21 protein-coding genes are annotated in these 22,482 nt (G+C 75.6%); 7 read left to right on the top strand and 14 right to left on the bottom strand.

All coding sequences use genetic code 11. The annotated features are described in order from the left end of the window. Positions 1–21 precede the first annotated feature (21 nt). Positions 22–834 (top strand): DUF3027 domain-containing protein, encoded by an 813-nt coding sequence (locus ACGBYP_RS16600; RefSeq protein WP_411585865.1) that lies wholly within the window; start codon positions 22–24, stop codon positions 832–834. Positions 835–1,072: 238 nt separating this feature from the next. On the opposite strand, the gene ACGBYP_RS16605 is transcribed toward ACGBYP_RS16600, so the two are convergent. Next, positions 1,073–1,282, bottom strand: coding sequence for a DUF2530 domain-containing protein (locus ACGBYP_RS16605; RefSeq protein WP_411585866.1), 210 nt, complete (start codon positions 1,280–1,282; stop codon positions 1,073–1,075). Positions 1,283–1,472: 190 nt separating this feature from the next. Between ACGBYP_RS16605 and ACGBYP_RS16610 the strand changes: the two genes are divergently transcribed. The 5 genes from ACGBYP_RS16610 to thpR are packed head-to-tail and all read left to right on the top strand — an operon-like array spanning position 1,473 to position 6,035. After that, positions 1,473–2,981 carry an NCS2 family permease gene (locus ACGBYP_RS16610; protein WP_411585867.1) on the top strand — a complete coding sequence of 503 codons (1,509 nt, stop codon included), beginning with the start codon at positions 1,473–1,475 and terminating at the stop codon, positions 2,979–2,981. 45 nt (positions 2,982–3,026) lie between these two features. Continuing rightward, a complete protein-coding gene (locus ACGBYP_RS16615) occupies positions 3,027–3,461 on the top strand; it encodes a MarR family winged helix-turn-helix transcriptional regulator (RefSeq protein ID WP_411585868.1) in 435 nt (144 codons plus the stop codon). Continuing rightward, complete coding sequence (locus ACGBYP_RS16620; RefSeq protein WP_411585869.1) at positions 3,458–4,852, top strand: MFS transporter; 1,395 nt, start codon at positions 3,458–3,460, stop codon at positions 4,850–4,852. Before ACGBYP_RS16615 ends, ACGBYP_RS16620 begins: the two co-directional genes overlap by 4 nt. A gap of 56 nt (positions 4,853–4,908) precedes the next feature. Beyond that, positions 4,909–5,442 carry a hypothetical protein gene (locus ACGBYP_RS16625; protein ID WP_411585870.1) on the top strand — a complete coding sequence of 178 codons (534 nt, stop codon included), beginning with the start codon at positions 4,909–4,911 and terminating at the stop codon, positions 5,440–5,442. Between the two features lie 29 nt (positions 5,443–5,471). After that, positions 5,472–6,035, top strand: a complete 564-nt coding sequence (thpR, locus tag ACGBYP_RS16630) for an RNA 2',3'-cyclic phosphodiesterase (protein ID WP_411586062.1) — start codon at positions 5,472–5,474, stop codon at positions 6,033–6,035. Positions 6,036–6,110: 75 nt separating this feature from the next. Here the strand turns inward: thpR and ACGBYP_RS16635 are convergent, their stop codons facing one another. The 10 genes from ACGBYP_RS16635 to ACGBYP_RS16680 form a co-directional block, all read right to left on the bottom strand. Beyond that, positions 6,111–8,786, bottom strand: a complete 2,676-nt coding sequence (locus ACGBYP_RS16635) for an FtsX-like permease family protein (RefSeq protein WP_411585871.1) — start codon at positions 8,784–8,786, stop codon at positions 6,111–6,113. Further along, positions 8,783–9,454, bottom strand: coding sequence for an ABC transporter ATP-binding protein (locus ACGBYP_RS16640; RefSeq protein WP_411585873.1), 672 nt, complete (start codon positions 9,452–9,454; stop codon positions 8,783–8,785). Before ACGBYP_RS16640 ends, ACGBYP_RS16635 begins: the two co-directional genes overlap by 4 nt. Then, positions 9,451–10,197, bottom strand: a complete 747-nt coding sequence (locus tag ACGBYP_RS16645; protein ID WP_411585875.1) for an ABC transporter ATP-binding protein — start codon at positions 10,195–10,197, stop codon at positions 9,451–9,453. Before ACGBYP_RS16645 ends, ACGBYP_RS16640 begins: the two co-directional genes overlap by 4 nt. 12 nt (positions 10,198–10,209) lie before the next feature. Next, positions 10,210–10,779, bottom strand: a complete 570-nt coding sequence (locus tag ACGBYP_RS16650) for a TetR family transcriptional regulator (RefSeq protein ID WP_411585877.1) — start codon at positions 10,777–10,779, stop codon at positions 10,210–10,212. Positions 10,780–10,853: 74 nt separating this feature from the next. Then, the gene (locus ACGBYP_RS16655) at positions 10,854–11,660 is read right to left on the bottom strand and encodes an ABC transporter permease (protein ID WP_411585879.1); all 807 of its coding nucleotides are present in this window, start codon (positions 11,658–11,660) and stop codon (positions 10,854–10,856) included. Further along, on the bottom strand, positions 11,657–12,373 hold the full coding sequence (locus ACGBYP_RS16660; RefSeq protein WP_411585881.1) for an ABC transporter ATP-binding protein: 717 nt from the start codon (positions 12,371–12,373) through the stop codon (positions 11,657–11,659). The genes ACGBYP_RS16655 and ACGBYP_RS16660 overlap by 4 nt, the downstream gene beginning before the upstream one ends. 79 nt (positions 12,374–12,452) lie before the next feature. Continuing rightward, complete coding sequence (locus tag ACGBYP_RS16665; protein WP_411585883.1) at positions 12,453–13,772, bottom strand: diguanylate cyclase domain-containing protein; 1,320 nt, start codon at positions 13,770–13,772, stop codon at positions 12,453–12,455. A gap of 91 nt (positions 13,773–13,863) precedes the next feature. Next, entirely contained in the window at positions 13,864–14,895 is a 1,032-nt protein-coding gene (locus ACGBYP_RS16670) for a hypothetical protein (RefSeq protein WP_411585884.1), read from the bottom strand. 16 nt (positions 14,896–14,911) lie between these two features. Beyond that, positions 14,912–15,862 (bottom strand): NAD(P)/FAD-dependent oxidoreductase, encoded by a 951-nt coding sequence (locus ACGBYP_RS16675; protein WP_411585885.1) that lies wholly within the window; start codon positions 15,860–15,862, stop codon positions 14,912–14,914. Positions 15,863–15,994: 132 nt separating this feature from the next. After that, positions 15,995–16,999, bottom strand: coding sequence for a type IV toxin-antitoxin system AbiEi family antitoxin domain-containing protein (locus ACGBYP_RS16680; RefSeq protein ID WP_411585886.1), 1,005 nt, complete (start codon positions 16,997–16,999; stop codon positions 15,995–15,997). A gap of 205 nt (positions 17,000–17,204) precedes the next feature. On the opposite strand from ACGBYP_RS16680, the gene ACGBYP_RS16685 reads away from it, so the two are divergent. Then, complete coding sequence (locus tag ACGBYP_RS16685; protein WP_411585887.1) at positions 17,205–18,014, top strand: TrmH family RNA methyltransferase; 810 nt, start codon at positions 17,205–17,207, stop codon at positions 18,012–18,014. A 92-nt stretch (positions 18,015–18,106) separates the two neighbouring features. On the opposite strand, the gene ACGBYP_RS16690 is transcribed toward ACGBYP_RS16685, so the two are convergent. The 3 genes from ACGBYP_RS16690 to ACGBYP_RS16700 form a co-directional block, all read right to left on the bottom strand. Beyond that, complete coding sequence (locus tag ACGBYP_RS16690) at positions 18,107–18,580, bottom strand: general stress protein (RefSeq protein WP_411585888.1); 474 nt, start codon at positions 18,578–18,580, stop codon at positions 18,107–18,109. A gap of 162 nt (positions 18,581–18,742) precedes the next feature. Beyond that, a complete protein-coding gene (locus ACGBYP_RS16695; protein ID WP_411585889.1) occupies positions 18,743–20,614 on the bottom strand; it encodes an ABC transporter ATP-binding protein in 1,872 nt (623 codons plus the stop codon). Then, complete coding sequence (locus ACGBYP_RS16700) at positions 20,611–22,407, bottom strand: ABC transporter ATP-binding protein (RefSeq protein ID WP_411585891.1); 1,797 nt, start codon at positions 22,405–22,407, stop codon at positions 20,611–20,613. Before ACGBYP_RS16700 ends, ACGBYP_RS16695 begins: the two co-directional genes overlap by 4 nt. Positions 22,408–22,482: the final 75 nt, after the last annotated feature.

Raw genomic sequence — 22,482 nt, forward strand, 5'->3', positions numbered from 1 at the left:
GCCATCCGCGACAATGGCGGTGTGTCCGACTCCGCTGCCTCCGCCGCCGCCCCTGGACCCGCGCCGGAAGAGGTGCTGGCCGCCGCGGTCGATCTGGCCCGCGCCGCCGCCGTCGACGTCGCCGGCGACCCGGCGGTCGTCGGCGAGCACCTCGGCACCCACGCCGAGCCGGTCGCGGAGGACGCCGACCCGGCCCTGGGCGTGGTGCTCACGCACTCCTTCGCCGCCGGGCTGTCGGGCTACCGGGGCTGGCACTGGGCGGTCACGCTCGCCGTCGTCCCGGGCGACGAGCAGCCCACCCTCGACGAGGTCGTGCTGCTGCCCGGCGACTCCGCGCTGCTCGCCCCGGCCTGGGTGCCGTGGCACGAGCGGCTGCGCCCGGGCGACCTGTCGGTGGGCGACGTCCTGCCCTCCACCGAGGACGACCCCCGCCTGGTGCCCTCCTACCTCGCCGACGACGACTCCGCCGACGACCCGGCCGGCCGCGTGGTCGCCGAGGAGATCGGCATCGGCCGCGAACGGGTGCTGTCGGTCGAGGGGCGCAACGAGGCCGCCGAGCGCTGGCGGGAGAGCGAGTTCGGCCCCCGGTCGGCCATGGCCCGGCACGCGCCCGGCCCGTGCGCGACCTGCGGCTTCTACCTGCCGCTGGCCGGCTCCCTGCGGCTGTCGCTGGGCGCCTGCAGCAACGGGTTCTCCCCGGCCGACGGCCGCGTGGTCACCGCCGACTACGGCTGCGGCGCGCACAGCCAGGCCAGCCTCGAGCGCACCGGCGGCGAGCCGGCCGAGTTCGTCCCGACCGCGCGCTACGACACCGCGGACTTCGACGTGCTGTGACACGGCGACCCTGCCGGGTCGCAGCGCGGTGACACGGCGACCCTGCCGGGTCGCAGCGCGGCCAGGTGCCGTGCCCCGGTGCCGTTGAGCCGCTCCCGGTGATCAGGTCGGGAGCCTCCGGCCCCGCGACCTGATCACCGAGCACGCTGGCGCGTGCGGTGTCCCGTCCCCGGCCTTCGTCGTCCTGCTCGCCCACGTCCGCCACTGCTCTGATCGCGGCGGCTGCACTCCCTCCTGCCTAGCGCTGGCCCTGCCGGCGCATGAGGGCCAGGCCCAGGCCCGGGAGGACGACGCCGGCGACGCAGGTCCAGGTCCACACCCGGTCGACGGCGTCGCCCAGGACCAGCAGCACGACCAGGGCGACCGCCCACAACGCGGTGCCGGCCAGGACGACGCGCACGGTGTCGACCTGCAGGGGCGGCGGGGACGGGCGGGTGGGCGCGGGCACGCCCCGACCCTAGGGCCTGGACGGCGGGCCGTTACCCCGACGGAACCCACCCGGGGCGCCGCGTGTGGCACGCTGTCGCCGCTCGCAGCCACCCACGCCGGGCGGTACCGCCGGGGAGCCACCTCGCGCGACCGTTCGCCGGCGCCGTACCAAGGGGTCCCTCATGCCCAGCAGGTCGCGTCCCGTCCGCATGCCCGCACGCACCGGCAGCACGGCGGTGGGGGCCGCGGGGGAGCAGAAGCCGGCGGGCGACGGGCCCCGGCGCAGCGCCGGCCCGACGATGCGGCCGAAGAACGGCGTCGACCGGTACTTCGAGGTCACCGCGCGCCGCTCGACGTTCGGGCGCGAGGTGCGGGGCGGCGCGACCACCTTCTTCACGATGGCCTACATCGTGGTGCTCAACCCGATCATCCTGTCCGGCGCCGACATCAACGGCACGACGCTGCCGTTCGCCTCCGTCGCCGCGGTGACCGCGCTGGTCGCCGGCGTCCTCACCGTCGCCATGGGCATCGTCGGGCGCTACCCGCTGGCGCTGGCCACCGGGCTGGGCATCAACGCGATCGTCGGGGTCTACGCCGCGACCCAGCTGTCCTGGCCGGAGGTCATGGGGCTGGTCGTGCTCGAGGGCCTGCTCATCACCGTGCTGGTGCTGACCGGGTTCCGCCGGGCGGTGTTCACCGCCATCCCGGCCCAGCTGAAGATCGCCATCGCCGTGGGCATCGGCTTCTTCCTCACCATCATCGGGCTGGCCGACGCCGGCATCATCCGGCCGGGCAACCCGCTGATCAGCTTCGGCGTCAACGGGGCGCTGGCCGGCTGGCCGATGCTCACCTTCGTCGCCGGCCTGCTGCTCACCAGCGTCCTGGTGGTGCGCAAGGTCCGCGGGGCGCTGCTGATCGGCATCGTCGTCACCACCGTGTTCGCCATCGTCGTCGAGGCGATCGCCGACGTCGGCCCGCGCACCGGCCCCGACGGCGCCGTGGCCGACGCGCACGGCTGGGCGCTGCAGGTGCCCACCTGGCCCGGCCAGGTCTTCGACCTCCCGGACCTGTCGCTGATCGGCAACGTCTCGCTGTTCGGCGGCTTCGACCGGATCGGCCTGCTCGCCGCCGTCCTCATCGTCTTCTCGATCATGATCGCCGACTTCTTCGACACCGTCGGCACGGTCACCGCCGTCGGTGCGGAGGGTGACCTGCTCGACGAGGACCGCAACCTGCCGCGCTCGCAGCCGGTGCTGCTGGTCGACTCGCTGGCCGCCGCGGCCGGTGGTGCGGCGAGCGTCTCGTCGAACACCACGTACATCGAGAGCGCGGCCGGTGTCGGCGACGGCGCCCGCACCGGGCTGGCCAGCGTGGTCACCGGCGTGCTGTTCCTGGCCGCCACCTTCTTCACCCCGCTGGTGCAGGTCGTGCCCTCCGAGGCGGCCGCCCCCGTGCTGGTGATCGTCGGGGCGATGATGATCAGCCAGATCCGCGACCTGGAGTGGGGCGACATGTCCCTGGTCATCCCGGCGTTCCTGACCATCGCGCTGATGCCGTTCACCTACTCGATCACCAACGGCATCGGCGCCGGGGTGGTCAGCTACGTGCTGCTGCGGGTCGCCACCGGCCGCGGCCGCCAGGTCCACCCACTGATGTGGGTGGTGGCCGCCGTCTTCGTCGTCTACTTCGCGCTCGACCCGATCCAGCAGCTCCTGTAGCCGAGATGGTTAGACGTGCTTCGGACTTCGACTAAGGTGGGCCCCGTGGCACGGACGACGCTGGACACCGCGGCGCTCGCCCACGACCTGCGCCTGGCTGTCATGCGCTTCTCCCGGCGGCTGCGCAACCAGCGCGTCGACACCACGGTCACGCTCACGCACCTGGCCGCGCTGTCGACGCTCAAGCGCAACGGTCCGATGAGCCCGGGCGAACTGGCCGCGCACGAGCGGGTGCAGCCCCCGTCGATGACCCGGGTCGTCGTCGCCCTCGAGGCACAGGGCCTGGTCACCCGCACCCCGCACCCCACCGACGGCCGGCAGGTGGTCATCGGCCTGACCCAGGCCGCGGAGGACCTGCTGACCGAGGAGGTCCGGGCCCGCGAGGCGTGGTTGTCCGGGCAGCTGCAGGAGCTCACCGCCGAGGAGCGCGCCACACTGCGCGAGGCCGCGGTCATCATGGACAAGCTCGCCAGTGGGTGACCTCGACGGCTGCTGACCCCGCACCCCGCCCCGGCTCGTTCCGGGCGCTGCGCGCGCACAACTTCCGGCTGTACGTGTCGGCCAACCTGGTCAGCCAGACCGGGACCTGGATGCAGCGCATCGGCCAGGACTGGCTGGTGCTGCAGCTGTCCGGCGACAGCGGGGTCGCGCTCGGGATCACCACGGCCCTGCAGTTCGGCCCCAGCCTGTTCTTCAGCTTCTACGGCGGCGTGCTGGCCGACCGGTTCGACAAGCGCCGGCTGCTGATGGTCACCCAGGCGGTGATGGGCGTGCTCGCCCTCGGCCTGGGGCTGCTGGTGGCCACCGACGCCGCCGTGCTGTGGCACGTCTACCTGCTGGCGCTGCTGGTCGGCGTGGTCTCGGCGATGGACACCCCCGTGCGGCAGGCGTTCGTCTCGGAGATGGTGGGCCCCGACCTGCTGGCCAACGCGGTCAGCCTGAACTCCACCGTGTTCAACGCCGCCCGGCTGGTGGGCCCGGCGGTGGCCGGCGGGCTGATCGCGGTCTCCGGCGGCAACACCGCCCCGGCGTTCCTGGTCAACGCCGCCAGCTTCGCCACCACGATCGCCGCGCTGCTGCTCATGCGCGCCGACGAGCTCGACCCGAGCCCACCCGCCCCGCGCTCCCGCGGGCAGCTGCGGCAGACGCTGGCCTACACCCGCGGGCACCCCGACCTGCTGCTGGCGATGAGCCTGGCCTTCACCCTGGGCACGTTCGGCTTCAACTCCCAGATCACCATCGCGCTGATGGCCCGCGAGGTGTTCGGGCTGGGTGCCGGCGCCTTCGGGCTGCTGTCGACCGCCTACGCCGTGGGCTCGCTGTCGGGCGCGCTGCTCTCGACGCGGCGCAGCACCCGGCCGCTGCAGCGGTTCCTCATCGTCTCCGCCGTCGCCTTCGGCGTCCTGCTCGTGGTCAGCGGGCTGATGCGCAGCTACTGGGCCTTCGCCGTGCTGCTTGTCCCCACGGGTGCGGCGGCGCTGGTGTTCAGCGTGGCCTGCAACAGCTTCGTGCAGCTGGGCGTCGAGCCGCAGTGGCGCGGCCGGGTGCTGGCGCTGTACTTCATGGCCTTCCTGGGCGGGACGCCGATCGGGGCCCCGCTGATCGGCTGGATCTCCGAGCGGCTGGGTGCCCCCTGGGGCCTCATCAGCGGCGGCCTGGTCTGCGTCGTCGTCTCCGTCGTCGCCGGTGCGCTGCTGGCCCGCGGGCGCCGGGTGCGGCTGGAGATGCACGTCCTGCCGCCGAGCCTGCAGCTGCACGTGGCGGCCACGGCGCCGCCGAACCAGGTCGCGGTGCTGGCCGAGGAGGCCGACGGCGGCATGCCCGCCGAGGCCGTCCCCGACGACCAGGTGGCGCGCGACCCGGCTCGATGACCGTCGCCCTGAGCGTCGGCGTTGTGACTCGGCGCTGACGGCGATACCGTCGCTGGGTGCCCCTCCCAGGGTCGGTCTCCGCAGATGCCGGGGCGTCGCTGCTGCAACTCGGCGGCCTCGCCTCGCTGGTCGCCGTGGGCGCACTCCTGCTCGCGCTGCTGGTCCGCCTGCTGGTCCGGATGAGCCGGTCGGCCGCCGCGGCGGAGCCGCCCCCGCCGCCTCCCGCTCCGGCGCCACCCCGGGTCGCCGGGCCGGCCACCCCACGGCCGGCCGCCGCCGGCCACCACCCGGTCGGCCGCCGCAGCCCCGGCACCGGGGCGCAGCGGGCCGTCACCGGCCCGCGCCGGCCGCTGCAGGCGGTCGCCGCCGACCTGCGCCGGCTGACCGGTGAGCTGTCGATGGTCCCCGGCGGGCTGTCCGGCGAGCGCCGCCGCGACCTGCTCGCCGCCTACGACGACGTGCTGATGGAGGCCGCCGACCTGCTGCAGGTGCCGCACCGGCTGCGCACCGAGCCGCCGGCGACCCGGGAGCTGGAGCGGCTGCGGCTGCTCAGCGAGCTCGAGGCCGCGGGCCTGGTGGTGTCGGGCTGAGCGAGCCGGTCCCCGGCACCGCCGGCCGGCTGTTCCTCGCCGTCGACCCGCCCCCGGCCGCGATCGCCGACCTCGATGCCGCGCTGGCCCCGCTGCGGGCCGCACCCGGGGCGCCGCGCTGGACGGCGCCCGAGCGCTGGCACCTCACCCTGGTCTTCCTCGGCGACGTGCCGGCGCCGCTGCTCGCGCCGCTGACCGCCGCCGTGGGCGCGGCGGTGGCCGGGACGCCGCCGCTGTCGCTGCAGCTGGCCGGAGCCGGACGGTTCGGCTCCCGGCGCCGGCCCGCCGTCTGCTGGGCGGGGCTGGCCGGGGACGTCGTCCCGCTGACCGCGCTGGCCGGGCGGCTGGCCGATGCGGCCCGCGCCGTGGGCCTGCCCGTGGAGGACCGGCCGTTCCGGCCGCACCTGACCGTGGGCCGCTGGCGCCCCGGGCAGGACGCCGACGCCGCGCTGCCCGAACGGCTGGCCGGCCACCGCGGCCCGGTCTGGACCGCCTCGGAGGCGGTGCTGTGGCGCAGCCACCTGGGTTCCGCCCCCCGCTACGAGCGGCTCACCGGCTGGCCGCTCTCGCCCCGCCGGGATCAGGTCACCTGATCGTGGCTGCTCCTGGCTCGCGGCAGGAGGTGAGCCAGGAGCACGTGCGGTGAGGCAGGACGACGTCCGGCGCCCTCAGGCGTCCTCGCGCAGCACCGACGCCGGGTCGGCCCGGTCGGCGGCCCGCTGGGCGTACAGCGCGGCGAGCCCGGCCACGACCAGGACGACGACCACGCTGCCGGCCAGCGCCGGCCACGGGACGTCGAGCAGCGGGGTCGGCGGCCGCAGCCGGTCGACGTCCAGCCGGCGGTACACCAGCGCGACGGCGCCGGCGGCCAGCACGCCGCCCAGCACGGAGCCCACGACCGCGACCCCGGCCAGCTCGACGAGCAGCGAGCGCAGGTGCGCGGCCCGGGTCAGCCCGAGCCGCCGGGCCATCACGTAGCCCGACACCCGGGTGCGCGAGCGCGCCTCCAGGTACAGCAGCAGCCCGCCCACGGCGATGACCCCGACGAAGACGGCCAGCGCGGACAGGTAACCGAAGGTCCAGGTGATGCCCAGGAAGTTGGCCCGCTGCTGCACCTGGCCCGGCTCGATCAGGCGGGTCGCGGTGGCCCCGGCGTCGAGGACGGCGTCCAGCGCCGGCTCGATCGGGCCGTTCGTCCACACCTCGCCGACCCGGGCGGCGCCGGCGCTGCGCGGGATCTCCGGCAACCGGTCGGCGGCGACGAGCACCAGCGGGGCGTTGCTGCGCCGGCCGGGCAGCACCCGGGCCACGTCGACGACCTCGGCCCCGACCGGGGTGCTGCCCACCCGCAGGTCGGCGTCGCCGAGGGCCAGGTCGGTGGCGACCACGGGCAGCCGGCCGTCGACCTCCGGGCCGTCCAGGGCGGCCATCAGCGCGGGCAGCGAGGAGTCGGCGAACGAGTCGTCCCAGAAGGCGGTGCCGGCGAGGTCGTCGGGGTCGACGGCGAGCACCTGCACGTCGCCGCGGTCCGGGGCGCCACCTCGACGGTCGGGCACCTCGGCGCTGCCGTCGTAGCGCACGACGAAGGTGCCGACCGCGTCGACCGCCGGGGTGGGGGCGAACCGGGCCACCGCCACGACCGCCCGCGCGGCGCCGATCTGCACGCCGACCTTGGCGTCCAGCGTCGTCTGCGCGCTGGCCGTGAGGGTGGCCGTGTAGCCCAGGACGGCGACCGGCAGCGTGACGGCGACCAGGAGCGTGCCGGTCGCCAGCCGGGCGGCGCCGAGCCGGTTGACCGCCAGGAAGACCGCGGGAGGACGGCGCCGGGCCCAGCGGCGCAGACGGGGCAGCAGGGCGGTCACCAGCCGGCCCAGCAGGACGGCGGCACCGGCGATCGCCAGCAGCGGGAAGGCCACCAGCAGCCCGTTGACCTGGGCGACGTTGGCCTCGCTGACCACGGCGTCACGGTCCTGCAGCAGCGCCCAGCACCAGCCGGCGGCGCCCAGCAGGGCCAGCTCCCACGGCACCCGCGCGGGCCAGCGGGGAGCGGCGCCCATCGGCCGCTCGGCGGTGCTGCGCGCGCGCAGCCCGGCCACCAGCGCGGCGGCGCCCAGCCCGACGACGAACGCGCCGACGCCGGCCCGCACCGCGGCCGTGCTGGCCGAGGGGTCGAGGTCGTCGGCGGGGCCCAGTCCGGCGACGAGCGCCCGGGACGCCGCCCAGCCCAGCGCGGCCCCGGCGAGCGCGGGCAGCTCGAGCTCGAGCGCCGCCTTGCCGGCCAGGGGCAACGGGCCCACCCCGCGGGCGGCCAGCAGCCGCACCTCGGTGGCCCGGCGGTCGGCCCAGAAGCTGCCGGCCGCGGCGACGAGCACCAGCGCCAGCAGCCCGCCGGCGACCGCCACCGGCACGACGGGTCCGCGCAGCCCGCGCTCGATCAGCCCGGCCCGGTCGGCGGCGTCGGCCAGCCGGGTGCCGGGCAGCGGGCCCTGCACCCGGGCGCCGACGGCGGCGGCGGCCTGGGCGCTCGCCTGGTCGGTCAGCAGCGCGCGGGCGTCGGAGACCGAGAGCGCGGCGGGGTCGGTGTGCACCTGGCGCAGCGTCGACACGCCACCGAACCCCGTTGCCAGCCGGGCGAAGGTCGTCGGGTCGGTGGCCAGCAGCAGGGCCGGCGGCGGGGTGTTGGCGCTGGTGTCGTTGGCGTAGAGCTGCCGGTAGTCGCAGAACACCGACGACGGAGTGGTGGCGAACAGGTCGGTGTAACGCCCGGCCACGGGAACGGGGGAGTCGGCGACGGTGATCGTGTCGCCGGCCGCGATGCCCGCCTGGTCGGCCCAGCTGCGCGGCACCCACACCCCGTCGCCGCCGCCGGGGTCGACCCGTTCGACGTCGTCCACCGCACCGGGGCGGTAGAACACGGTGCCCGGGACGGCCAGCGCCGCGCCGGCCGCGTCCCGGACGAGCCCGGCCACCGGTCCGGTGTCGGTGGTGCCGATGGCGCCGGTGGCCATGACCGGGACGCTCTCGTGCCCTGTCTCCCGCCACCCCCGCTCGAGCGCGCCGTCGAGCGCCGGGCCGTCGAACCGCTGGCCGGTGGGCCGGCCGTTCTGGTCGAACTGCAGGACGAAGGCGCCGGTCTGACCCCAGCCGGCCTCCGCGCACTGCGGCGCGAGCTGCTGCTGCAGCGCCCCGGACCGGGCGGAGGAGAGGAACAGCGGGGCCGAGGCGACCGCGCAGGCCAGGATCGCCGAGGTCACCAGCACGGCCAGGACGGCGGCCGGCTGGCGCAGGCCCAGCAGCGGTGCCCGGGTCCACGGTGCCAGCCGCCAGAGCGGGGGACGGCTCATGCCGGGGGCCCGTCGGTGAGGTGCCCGTCGCGCATCGAGAGCACCCGGTCGGCGCGGGCCCAGGCGAGCTCGTCGTGGGTGGCGATCAGCACCGCCGCGCCCGCCCGGGCGGCCGCACCGACGGCGTCGAGCAGCCGGTCGGCGTTGTCGCGGTCCTGGTGGGCGGTGGGCTCGTCGGCCAGCAGGACCGCCGGGCGCAGCAGGAGGGCGCGCGCCACGGCGACCCGCTGCTGCTCGCCGAGCGAGGCCTGGTGCGGGTACCGGTCGGCCAGGTGGTCGACGCGGAAGTCGGTCAGGAGCCCGGCGGCCCGGGTCTCCTCGGCGGCGGTGGTGCCGCGCAGCCGGGCCGGCAGCAGCACGTTGTCGGCGAGGCTGAGGTCGGCGACCAGCCCCAGCGCCTGGGGAACCAGCGCCAGCTCCGGCCAGCCCAGCGCGACCGGCGGGCGGTCGGCCAGCGGGCCGCGGTACGTCAGCTCGCCGGAGTCGGCGGTCTCCCAGCCGCACAGCAGCGCCAGCAGGGTGCTCTTGCCCGAGCCCGAGGGGCCCACCAGCGCCACGAGCTCGCCGGCGTCCACGTGCAGGTCGACCCCGGCCAAGGCGGTGACGGTCTCCGCGCCGCGGGAGAACCGCTTCACCAGCCCGGCGCCGGTGAACCCGCCGGCGCTCACGCGCCCACCAGCCGGCCGTGGTCGAGCCGGACGAAGCCGTCGGCGATGGCCATCACCCGCGGGTCGTGGGAGGACAGGACGAACGCGACGCCGGCCGCCGCGAGGTCCTCCATCGCGGCCAGCACCCGCTCGGCGGCCGCGGTGTCCAGCTCGGCCGTCGGCTCGTCGGCCACCACCAGCGCGGGCCCGCCCACCACGCCGCAGGCCACCGCGAGGCGCTGCTGCTCACCGCCGGACAGTTGCGCCGGGGTGTGGTCGGCGCGGTCGGCCAGCCCGAGCCGGGCCAGCAGCGCCCGGGCGTCGTCCGCGCCGACCGGGGCGCCGCGCAGCGAGGCGGCCAGCCGCACCTGGGCGACGGCGTCGAGGTAGGGGAGCAGGTTCTCGCCCGGGCGCTGGAACAGGTAGGCCACCTGCCGTTGCCGCAGCCGGCGGCGGCGCCGGGCACCCAGCCGGTCGACCCGCTGCCCGGCGACGTGCACCTCGCCGGTGTCGGGGGAGTCGATGCAGGCCAGCAGCCGCAGCAGCGAGGACTTGCCCGACCCCGACGGCCCGACCACCACGGTCACCTGCGCCCGGGGGATCGACAGCGTGACGTCGTCGAGGGCGGTGACCGACTCGGTCGCCGTCCGGTAGGTCTTGCCCACCCCGCGGCAGACCGCCGCCGCGGTCGTGGGAGGGGCGGCGGCGAAGACGGGGTCGGTCAGCGGGTCGGCGGCGAACCGGGAGCCCTCGTCGTCGCTCATCGAGCCGAGAGCCTAGGGGGGCGGGGTGACCGACCCGGGGAGGTCGACGTCCCCGGTGAGGTAACGCTGCACGGTCGGCCCGACGGCCGCCACCAGCTCCTCGGTCGAGGCGGACGCCAGCGGTTCCACCCGCAGCACGTACCGGGTCATCACCACCCCGATCAGCTGCGAGGCGACGAGCGCCCCGCGGGCCTCGGCCTCGGCCGGCGGTAGGTCCAGCGTGCCGACCACGCGGCGCAGCACCCGGGCGACGAGGAACTCCCGCAGCAGGCGGGCGGTCCACTCGTTGCTCACCGCGGAGCGGATCAACGCCAGGCCGCCGGCCCGCGCCGGTCCGTCCCAGACCCGCAACAGCAGCCGGACGACGTTCGCGCCCAGGTCGGCGGTGCCGCCGGCCAGGACCTCGGGCAGCAGGTCCTCGGGGTCGGCCGGTGCCTCGACCGCGGCGAGGAAGAGCTTGTCCTTGCTGCCGAAGTAGTGGTGCACGAGAGCCGGGTCGACGCCGGCCGCTGTGGCGATCACCCGGATCGACGCGCCGTCGAAGCCGCGTTCGGCGAAGGTGGCGCGGGCCGCGGCCAGCACGGCGTCCCGGGTGCCCGGGGTGCCCGGACGACGTCCGGTGGGGCGGGTGCGCCGTGGTCGTGCCGCCGGGTCGCTCAGCTGGTCCTCCTCCGCAGGGTGGCCGCCGCGAGCCCCAGGGACAGCATCGCGGTGCCGGCCACGATGCCGACGTCCGCCCACATCCTGCCGGTCGCCGCCGTCGAGCTGCCGACCTCGGCCAGCGCCTCGACCGCGTGGGTCAGCGGCAGCAGGTCGCCCGCCGTCTGCAGCCAGCCGGGCAGCTGGCCCCGCGGGGCCAGCAGACCGCAGAGGAAGAACTGGGGGAGCACGACCACGGGCATGAGCTGCACCGCCTGGAACTCGGTGCGGGCGAACGCGCTGGCCAGCAGGCCCAGGGCCACCCCGAGCACCGCGTCGACCACGGCGATGAGCACGACGAGGCCGAGCGGGCCGGCGACGTCCAGGTCGTAGACCGTGACGGCGACCGTGGCGGTCACCAGCGCCTGCCCGGTGGCGGCCAGCCCGAAGGCCGCGCCGTAGCCGAGCAACAGGTCCGGCCGGGACAGCGGGGTGGTCAGCAGTCGCTCCAGCGTCCCCGAGGTCCGCTCGCGCAGCATCGCGATGCTGGTGACCAGGAACATCACGACGAACGGGAGGACGCCGAGCATGACCAGCCCCACCCGGTCGAAGGTGCTGGGCTGCCCCGGGGCGGTGGGCACCTCGGACCAGATCAGGTACAGCAGACCCAGCAGCGCGCTCGGCAGCACCAGCAGCATGGCGACGGTGCGGTGGTCGTGGCGCAGCTGGCTCAGCACGCGGCTCGCGGTGGCCCCGCTGAGCCGGGGCGACCAGGCCCGCGGCCGGCGGGGGGAGTCGGTCGTGTGCAGTTCGAGCGTGGTCATGCCGCGACCTCCACGGCGCGCACCAGGGAGAGGAACGCCTCCTCCAGGTCGTCGGTCCCGGCGACGGTGCGCAGCTCGGCCGGCGTCGAGTCGCTGAGCAGTCGGCCCTCGCGCAGGAGCAGCAGCCGGTCGCACCGGCCGGCCTCGTCCATCACGTGGCTCGAGACGATCAGCGTCGTCCCCGCGGCGGCGAGCGCGTGGAACTGGCTCCACAGCTCCACCCGCAACACCGGGTCGAGCCCCACGGTCGGCTCGTCCAGCACCAGCAGGTCCGGCCGGCCGACCAGCGCGCAGGCGAGCGACACGCGGCTGCGCTGCCCGCCGGAGAGGTCGCCGACCATCTGCCCGGCGGCTGCCCGCAGCCCCACGTCGGCGACGGCCGCGTCGGCGGCGGCCGCCCGCCGGCCGGAGAGCGCGGCGAAGTACCGGACGTTCTGCCGGACGGTCAGGTCGGGGTAGACGCTCGGCGCCTGGGTGACGTAGCCGACGCGGGAGCGCAGGGCGGCGGAGCCGGCAGGCTCCCCGAGGACCTGCACGGTGCCTGCGGTGGTGCGCTGCACCCCGACGATCGTGCGCAGGAGCGTGCTCTTGCCGCCGCCGCTCGGGCCCAGCAGGCCGGTGACCTGTCCGCGCGGCACCGCACAGGACACCTGGTGGAGGACCGGTCGCGCCCCGCGGTGCACGACCAGGTCGGCGATGTCGACAGCGTTCACGTCGGCCTCCGAGGAGAACTCATCGAGTGATGAACTCAACGGTAGATGAAATCCTCCCGCCGGGTCAACGGGGAGGTCGTCAGTCCAGCTGCGCCCGCATCAGCAGACGCCGGCGGCGGTCGTGGTCCTCCGCGGCCGGGTCGTAGAGCTCCACGCGCGTGCGTCCCTCCTTGGCCAGGTACATCGCCACGTCGGCCTGGCGCAGCAGCGCGCCGATCTCCTCGGGCCCGGCACCGACGGCCACGCCGATGCTCACGTCGACGTCCAGGGTGATCCCGTCGACGGGGAACGGGGCGGTCAGCGCGGTGCGCAGCCGGGTCGCCGCGGCGCACGCCTCCTGCGGCGTCACCTCGGGCAGCAGGACGGCGAACTCGTCGCCGCCCAGCCGTGCCACCAGGTCGACCTCGCGCAGCAGCGGGGTCAGCCGGGGACCGATCTGGGCCAGCAGCCGGTCACCGTAGCTGTGGCCGAGGGTGTCGTTGACCTCCTTGAAGCGGTCGAGGTCCATGAGCAGCACGGCCAGCCGGACCGGGCCGGCGAGCAGCTCGCTCCCGCGGGCGAGCAGCGCGGCGCGGTTGGGCAGGCCGGTCAGGTCGTCGTGGGTGGCCTGGTGCGCCAGCCGGCGCTGCAGCTCCAGCCGCTCGGTGACGTCGCGCGCGGTGATCAGCAGAGCGGCGATGGTGGGGTCGTCACGCCGGTCGGAGGAGCTCACCTCGAGGTGGCGCCACCCGCCGTCGGCGTGCCGCACCCGCACCAGGAACACCTGGGAGGGCTGCCCGTCGTGGCTGATCGGCGCGCCGATGTCGGTGAACAGGTGGTCGTCCTCGGCGAAGAGCAGGCCGGAGGCGTGCCGGCCGATCAACTGACCGGGCGCCCAGCCGAGCACGGTGGTGACCGAGTCGGAGACGAAGGAGATCCGGCCGTCGTCGGTGAGCAGCGCGAGGACGTCGTTGGTGGCGTGCACCACCGAGCGGAAGCGGCGCTCGCGCTCGAGGGCGGTCAGCAGGGCGTTGAACGCGGTCGCGGCGACCCCGAGGGAGTCGGTGGAGTGCACGGGGATCGCCAGGTCGGTCACCGGGGGCGTCGTGCGCGACGCGAGGGCGGCGGGGTCACCGGCGATCGCCGCCACGTCGCCCAGCCGGCCGGCGAGGACCTGCAGGCGGGTGCCGATCACGTGCCGGGCGAGCAGCCAGTTCGCCGCACCGAGCACCAGCCCCGCCGCGAGGCAGGCCGCGCGGAAGTCCGGCGTCCCGGCGTAGACGGCCGGCACCCCCAGCAGCACCGCGAAGAACGGGAAGACGGCGCCGACGGCGAGGCCGAGGACCGCCATCCCGACGGCCAGGCGGGAGAAGGCAGCACGGCGCCCCGGTCCTGGGTCCTCCCGGTCGGTCGGCTGCATGCCCACCTCTTCGGCCGCTGCGGTCGCCAGCTGGACCCCCTGTGACGAGGGCACCCCCGACGGGGGATGCGCGGCCGTCACCGTAGCCGGATCAGCGGGCCGTGCGGCGGCGGAACGCGTCGAGTCCCGCGATGAGCAGCAGCGGGACCACCGCCCACAGCCCCAGCACCCAGTACGCGCGGGTCACGCCGTCGTCGGCGAAGTAGGTCGCCCCGCGCAGCGCGCGCACGGCCACCCCCGGCGGCAGGATCCCCGCCAGCGGCGCCAGCCACGGTGGGAGGTAGGCGTCGGGGAGGTTGCCGGTGCTGCTGGCGTTGCCGAGGATGACCAGCGCCAGCGAGGTGACGAACGTGCCGGCCGAGCCGATCGCCCGCAGCACCAGCGCGGCCGGGGCCGCCACGGCGAGCGCGAGCAGCCCGACCAGCAGCGCCACGGTGCCGAACCCGGCCGGGACGGCGGCGAAGAGGACGTCGGCCGCCCAGGCGACCAGCAGGCCGGACACCACCGCGAACAGCAGGATGCTCACGACCCGCCAGCGCAGCGGCAGCTTCGGGGCGGCCGAGTAGGTCTGGATGCCGAACAGGAAGCCGCCGAGCACCACGCCGAACGCGGCGTAGAAGATGCCCAGGCCACGGGAGTCGCCCGGCGCCAGCGGCACCAGGTCCTCGGGCTGCAGGGACCCGCCGGCCTGCTGCGCGAGCGGGGTGAACGCCTGGGTGAGCGTCATGCTGACGCCCTGTCCGTTCGCCCCGGCGGTCAGCAGCCGGGCCGGCGTCCCGGGCAGGTAGACGCCGTACAGGTCGTGCTGCAGCACCGCGGCGCGGGCGGCGGCCTCGTCGGCCACGCCCTGGACGGCGAAGTGCCCGGGCGTCGCCTGCTCGAGCGCCGACCGCACCTGGTCGACCTGGGCCGCGTCGCCGACCACCCCGACCGGCAGGTCGTGCGGCTGGGCGGCGTGGAACGCGTCGAGGAAGACCACGACGAACGCCAGCCCGATGACGGTGGCCACCAGGGCGGGGACGCCGATCGCGCGCAGCACGGCCTTGGGGACCGACCCCTCCGACCGCTCGATCTCGGCGCCGGCCACCGCCGGGCCGGGGGGTGGTGCGAAACCTCCGGGCACGCGTCCGGTCCCCGGGTCAGGCGGGGAGCGTGTCGGCCAGGGCGCGGCCCAGGGCGTTCCCGGACCGCCAGGCGCTCTCGACCTTCGACGGCGCCGACCAGCCGTCGCCGCACAGCCCCAGGCCGCCTGTGAGGCCGAACGGCGCGTCGCGGGCGGCGGCCGGCTTGGCGAAGCTCCAGCGGTGCACGTGGCTCCACTCCGGCTCCTCGGCGATGCCCAGCGCCGCGCGCACGGCGGCCGCCATCGCCGGAGCCGCGGCGTCGGGGTGGTCGAGGTGGGCGGCGGCGAACGCCGGCGTGCTGTGCGCGACGAGCACGGGTGCGCCGTCACCGCGCCGGTCGCCGTCGTCGGCCAGCCAGTCCAGCACCGGGGAGTCGTGCACGAAGGCGCCGTGCAGGTCGGCGGCCCAGCGCCGGGTCGCCCAGCCGAGGGCGACCGACAGGGTGGGCTGCCAGTCGGCGTCCGGGACCTCGGCGGAGCCCACCAGCCGCGCGGCCTGCGGGTCGGGCATGGCCAGGACGACGGCGTCCACGGGCTCCCCGTCGACCGAGGGCCGCCCGTTCCCGGTGACCGCCTGCACGCTGCGCTCCAGCCGGACGTCGAGCCCGGTGGCGAGGTCCTCGACCAGCGTGCGGAGACCCCCGGCGGTGCCGTAGCGCACCGGGCCGGTCTTGGTCTGCTCGACGCCGTCGGGCCCGGCGACGGCGAAGGTGTCGGTCCACGGCCGGGCCAGGCCGCGGTCGACCCAGTCGGCGACCACCGGGGCGAAGGGGGAGTCCTCGCCGACGGTCAGGTAGGAGGCGCCCAGGTCGACGACGCGGCCGTGCAGGGTGCGGCCGCCCATCCGGCCGCCGAGCCGGCGGCCCCGGTCGAGCACCTGGACCGTCCTGCCCCGGTCGGCCAGCGCGCGGGCGCAGGCGATCCCGGAGATGCCGCCGCCGATGACCGTGGTGCCCTGGCTGCTCACGCCGTCGATCTTGCGGTGCACCACGGGATCGCGCCCGTCGAACCTGCCGTCCGGGATCAGGTGACCTGATCGTGCTCGCTCCTGGCTCACGGTGTGGGATGAGCCAGGAGCAAGCGTGGTGAGCTCGGACGGTCAGGCCGTCGGACGGCGTCGGCGCTGGGCCGGGGTGGCTCGCACCCGCGGGGTCATCGGGGACCTGGTCGCCAACAGGCTCCTGAGCCGCGCGACCTTCACCGGCCAGGCCTCGCCCAGGTCGGCGGAGACGATGCGCAGCACCCGCACGCCGAGATCGCGGAGCTCGTCCTCACGCCGTTTCTCCTCCCACAGGACCTGAGCGGCTGACCGGCCGTCGAACGGGTCGGTGTACTTGACCAGGCCGTCGAACTCCACGGCGACGGCGGCGTCCTCCCACCAGGCATCGACCCGGCCGACGAAGCCCCGCGGGCCGTGCAGGTCCATCTGCAGCTCGGGCGCGGGCAGGCCGCTGCCGAGCATGCGCAGGCGGCCGAGCGTCTCGAGAGGTGACTCCGCTCTGCCGTCGGCCAGGCCGGCCGCTCGTGCCGCTGCACCGATCCCCGCCCAGTGGGTCTGCTCGAGGACAGCCGTGCGCAGCTCCGCCTCGGTCACCTCCTCGCTGTGCAGGGCGGCGTCCATCGCGATGACGGCGTCCTCGAGGGACCAGGATCGCGCGCAGTCGACCAGCGTCCGGGCGGGGCCGGTGGTCCGGAACCGGCCGTCCACGCGGACGTGGTGGGCGGGCAGTGCGGCCCGCATCACGGCGTAGCCGCGGCCGGTGCGCCACTGCTGCTCGTCGGTCAACGACACGTGGTCGGCCTCAGCACCCCGGGGCGCCAGGAGGCCGGCGAGCCTGGCCGCCGAGGCGTGGCTGACCGCCGGCCGCCCACCCAGGCACAGCAGCACGGCGGCGCACCGGAGGCGGTGGCTGGCGGCATCGCCCCGCCGGATGGCGTCCTCGAGGACGTCGCGCTCGACGTAGACGCCGCGTCTGAGGCGGGACCACTCCCGGCGGCGCAGCGCCGACTGGACGTCGGTGGGGGCCAGCCCGGCGTGCGCGACGTCGGAGGCGGTGAAGGCGCCCCACTGGCGGAGGGCAGCGTCTCGGAGGACCGGGTGCACGGCATCGACCCTGGGGGACGGCGGTGGCCTGCGGTGGCCTCGTCACCGATCTGTGGACCGCGGGTCCGCACCTCGCTGATCTGTGGACAGCGACCGGTCCTGGCTCAGCTCCCGTGCTCCTGGCTCACCCTGTGAGCTGAGCCAGGAGCACCGACGATCAGGTCACCTGATCCCGGCCCGGACGGCGGCGGGGATGATCGTCGGCGTGTCCACTCCGCCCGTGCTGATCACCGACCCGGCCGACGAGCGGGTCGCCGACTTCCGCGACCTGGTGGCGGGGGACCGGAAGCCGGGCACGGAGCGCGGTACCGGGCCGGTGATCGTCGAGGGGGTGCCGGCGGTGCAGCGGCTGCTGGCCTCGCCCTACCCGGTGCGCAGCGTGTTCGGCATCCCCGGCCGGGTCGCCGACCTCCAGCTGCCCGACGACGTGCCCGCCTTCGAGGCCGACCGGTGGGTGCTGTCGGAGGTGATCGGCTTCCGGCTGACCCGCGGGGTGCTGGCCTCGGCCGACCGGCTCCCCCCGGCGGACCTCGACGAGCTGCTGGCCGGCCCCGACCCGACCGCGCCCCGGCGGCTGGCCGTGCTGGAGGGGCTCAACGACCACGAGAACATCGGGTCGATCGCGCGCTCGGCGGTGGCGCTGGGCATCGACGGGCTGCTGCTGGACCCCACCTGCGCCGACCCGCTGTACCGCCGGTGCGTGCGGGTGTCGATGGGGCACGTGCTGTCGCTGCCGATCGCGGTCCTCGCCGACTGGCCCGGTGACCTGGAGAAGGTGCGCGCCGCCGGCTACGAGACGGTCGCGCTGACCCCGGCCGCCGACGCGGTCGACCTGGCCGGGATCGACACCCGGGCGCACCCGCGCACGGCCGTGCTGCTCGGCGCCGAGGGACCCGGGCTCACCCCGCAGGCGCAGGCCGCGGTCGACGTCCGCGCCCGCATCCCGATGCGGCCGGGCGTGGACTCCCTCGGCGTGGCCGCGGCCGCCGCGATCACCTTCGCCGTGCTGCGCTGACCCGCACGCCCCGCCGGTCCCCGCGCTGCGGAGACGCGCGCGGGGTGGCGGCCGACCGGGACGGCGCCGCGCGAGGCGCCGTCCCGGACGGTTCAGCCCCGCAGCGAGAGGCGGGCGAGCTCGGCGCGCGCCTGCTCGGCGAACTGCGGGTTGCACATGACGTCGTAGCGGCTGGCCACCACCTTGCTGGTGCTGGTGAAGTCGCGCCGCCCCTGCGAGGCCGCGTAGCCGACCGCGCCGAACACCGCGCCGAACACCAGGCCGATCAGCAGGCCGGTGAGGATCGAGCCGAACCAGGCGCTGCCGTCCTCGGCGAAGATGCTCAGCAGGAGGCCGACGAAGAAGCCGAACCAGGCACCGCTGGCCGCGCCGGCGGCGATCGCCCGGCCCCAGCTGAGCCGGCCGGTGACCCGCTCGATCATGCGCAGGTCGCTGCCGATGATCGTCACGTTCTCCACGGGGAACTTCTCGTCGGAGAGGAAGTCCACCGCCCGCTGGGCCTGCAGGTAGTCGTCGAAGGAACCCACCTGCACGCCGCCGAGCGGCATGGACACAGAAGCTGACATCACGATCTCCGTTCCGGGCCGGCCTGCTGGCGGCGCCTGGACGATCCGGGCACCACTCGTGTCCACCAGGACGACGACCGGCTCACTACCCGAGACGATCTTCGGGGACACCCTGTTCCCCGTGAGCCCGGACTCCCAGCAGGACCCCAGCCCGGTGCCGCGCTACACCAGGCTGTCGGCCCAGGCGCGGTGCAGGTCGGCGAACCGGCCGGTGCCGCCGACCAGCTCGGCCGGCGCGCCGTCCTCGACGATCCGCCCGCCCTCCATCACCAGGACCCGGTCGGCGAACTCCACGGTGGACAGCCGGTGGGCGATGATCAGCGCCGTCCGGTCGGCCAGCAGCGTGCGCAGCGCCTGCTGCACCAGCCGCTCGCTGGGCACGTCGAGGGAGCTGGTGGCCTCGTCGAGCACCAGCACCGCGGGGTCGGCGAGGAAGGCGCGGGCGAAGCTGACCAGCTGTCGCTGACCGGCCGACAGCCGTCCGCCGCGCTTGCGGACGTCGGTGTCGTAGCCCTCGGGCAGGGCGCGGATGAACGCGTCGGCACCGATCGCCCGCGCCGCCGCCTCGACCTCAGCCCGGTCGGCGTCGGGCCGGCCGAAGGAGATGTTGTCGGCGATCGACCCGGAGAACAGGAAGCTCTCCTGGGTCACCATGACCACCGCGCGCCGCAGGTCGGCGTCGGCGAGGTGGGGGAGCGGCACGCCGTCCAGCCGCACCTCGCCCTCGCCGGGGTCGTAGAACCGGGCCGCCAGCCGGGCCAGCGTCGACTTGCCGGCGCCGGTCGCGCCCACCAGGGCGACGGTCCTCCCGGCGGGGATCGTCAGGTCGAGGCCGGGTAGCACCGTGGCCGCGTCGTACCCGAACCGGACGCCGTTGAAGACGACCTCCCCGGCCGGCGGCGAGGGCAGCGGCTGCGGGTCGGCGGGCTCGGGGACGGTGGAGCGCTCCTCGAGCACGCCCGACAGCTTCTCCAGCGCCGCGGTCGCCGACTGGTAGCTGTTGTAGAACATCGCGATGTCCTGCAGCGGGTCGAAGAACCGGCGCAGGTACAGCAGGAACGCGGTCAGGACGCCGACCTGGACGTCGCCGTCCATCACCCGCAGGGCGCCGTAGCCGAGGACGGCCACGGTGATGACGTTGCCGATCATCGTCACCGCGGGCACGAACACCGCGATCAGCCAGAACGCCCGGTGGTTGGCCTGCCGGTTCTCCTCGTTGAGCCGGGCGTGCAGCGCGTCGTTGCGGGGCTCGCGGCGGAACGCCTGCACCGCCCGGATGCCGCCGAAGGTCTCGGTGAACTGCACGATCAGCGCCGCGATCGTCTGCCGGGTGCGCCGGTAGGCGACCGTGGTCTGGCGCTGGAACCAGCGGCCGACCAGGTACAGCAGCGGGAAGCCCAGCAGCGTGACCAGGCCCAGCGGCAGGTCGAGGAACAGCAGCACCACCCCGATCGTGGTGATGCTGAACAGGGCGGTGAGCAGCCCGTCGAGGCCCTCGTCGAGCAGCTCGGCCAGCGCCTCGACGTCGCTGGTCAGCCGGCTGATCGTCTTGCCCGACGTGTAGCGCTCGTGGAACGACAGCGGCAGCTGCTGCACGTGGGCGAACACCCGCCGGCGCAGCGTCAGCAGCACCTCCTGCCCGACCCGGCCCGAGCCGGTGAGGAACAGGTAGCGGAAGCCGGCGTCGACGAGCGCGGCGGCGACCAGCGCGAGCGTCGTCCAGACCAGCGGCCCGGCGTCGCCGTCGAGCAGCGCCGGGACGGCGGTGTCGATGCCGACGCCGATGAGCACGGGCCCGGCCAGCCAGGCCGCGTTCTGGACGACGATGACCGCCAGCAACCGCCACAGCGCACGCCGGTGCGGGCGCAGCAGCTCGCCGAGCAGCCGCCGGGAGCGCCCGCGCAGGAAGGTGCTGGCCGAGGTGCTGAGGGCGTCGTCCTCCTCGGTGGCCACGCCCCGCCAGTCGGCGTGCGCGTCGGCGGGCGCACCGCCGGGTGAGGTGGCGGCCGCAGCCCCCGTGCCGGGGGTGGTCACCGGGCACCGCCCTCGACGGCGCCGGTCAGCTCGGCCTCGCTGGACAGCAGCTCGCGGTAGGCGGGCACCTCGGCGAGCAGGTCGCTGTGCCGGCCGATCGCGGTGATCCGCCCGTCCTGGAGCAGCGCCACCCGGTCGGCCAGCAGCACGGTGGAGGCCCGGTGGGCGACCACCAGTGCGGTCGTGGAGGCCAGCACCTCGCGCAGCGCGCGCTCGACGAGCGCCTCGGTGTGCACGTCCAGCGCCGACAGCGGGTCGTCGAGCACCAGGACCGAGGGGCGGCCCAGCACCGCCCGGGCCAGCGCCAGCCGCTGCCGCTGACCACCGGACAGCGACAGCCCCTGCTCGCCGATGCGGGTGTCCAGGCCCCAGGGCAGGTCGTGCACGAAGTCGGCCTGGGCGACCCGCAGCGCCTCCTCGACGTCGGCGTCGGTGGCTCCCGGGCGGCCCAGGGTGACGTTCTCCCGGACGCTCATCGAGAACAGCGTCGCCTCCTCGAAGGCGGTGGCCACCACGCTGCGCACCTGGGCCAGCGGCAGGTCGCGGACGTCGTGCCCGTCGAGGGTGACCCGGCCGCGGGTGACGTCCAGCAGCCGGGGGACCAGGGCGGTGAGGGTCGTCTTGCCCGACCCGGTGGCGCCGACCAGCGCGACGGTCTCGCCCGGGGCGACGTCCAGGTCGACCCCGTCGAGCACCGGCCCGCCGGCGCCGGGGAACCGGAAGCCGACGCCCTCGAACCGCAGCCGGGCCGGCCGGGCGACGTCGGCGGGCCGGACGCCGGGGGAGTCGGTGACCGTCAGCGGGGCGTCGAGCAGCTCACCGATCCGGTCGCAGGCGCTGGCCGTCTCCTGGGCGTGGGCCAGCAGGAAGCCCAGGGACAGGATCGGCCACAGCAGCACGGTGAACAGCGCGACGAAGCCCACCAGCCCGCCGACGGTCAGCGCACCGGTCTCCACCGCCAGGGCGCCGCCGACCAGGATGACGGCGAGGGTGATCTGCGGGTGGAACTCGAAGATGCACCAGATGAGGGCCAGCGTGCGGACCTTGGTCAGCTGCAGCTCGCGCAGCCGCAGCGCCTTGCGGTCGTAGCGGCCGAAGACCAGGCCGCTGCGGCCCAGCGAGCGCACGACCCGGATGCCCTGCACGGCCTCCTCGACGTCGGTGGTGAGCTCGCCCTGCTCGTCCTGCACCGCGCGGGACTGGGCGTTGTACCGCTTCTCGAAGCTCAGCCCGAACACGACCAGCGGCACGCTGGTGACCAGCACCGCCACCCCCAGCGGCCAGTAGGTGACCAGCAGCAGGACGCCGACCACGACGCAGGTGACCAGGTTGACCACGAGGAAGACGGCGCCGAAGCCGATGAACCGGCGCACGGTGGCGACGTCGGAGGTGGCCCGGGACAGCAGCTGCCCCGACGACCAGCCCTCGTGGAAGCTCACCGGCAGCCGCTGCAGCCGCTGGTAGAGGGTGTCGCGCAGGTCGCGCTCGATCTGCAGGCTGCTGTTGCCCATCGCCCAGCGGCGCAGGAAGAACAGCGCCGCCTCCGCGGTGCCGAACACCAGCGCCAGGGCCAGCAGCGGCACGAGGGCGCCGCGGTCGCCGTCGGCGATGGGGCCGTCGACGATGCGCCGGGTGAGCAGGGGCACGGCCAGCTGGGCGAGGGTGGCCAGCAGCGCGCCGGTGAAGGTGAGGGCGATCAGGCCCCGGTACGGGCGGGCGAAGGGCAGCAGCCGCAGCAGCGAGGACAGCCGGCCCTGCTCGTCGTCGGCGGGGTGCTCGGCAGGGCTCGTCATGGCCGGCTGAGGCTATGCCGCGCCACCGACATGTTCGACCGGTTTACGCCGAAGACGTCTCGGATCGCACGCTGC

This window comes from Modestobacter sp. SSW1-42 (assembly GCF_046635825.1).
In the GTDB taxonomy this organism is placed as follows: domain Bacteria; phylum Actinomycetota; class Actinomycetes; order Mycobacteriales; family Geodermatophilaceae; genus Modestobacter.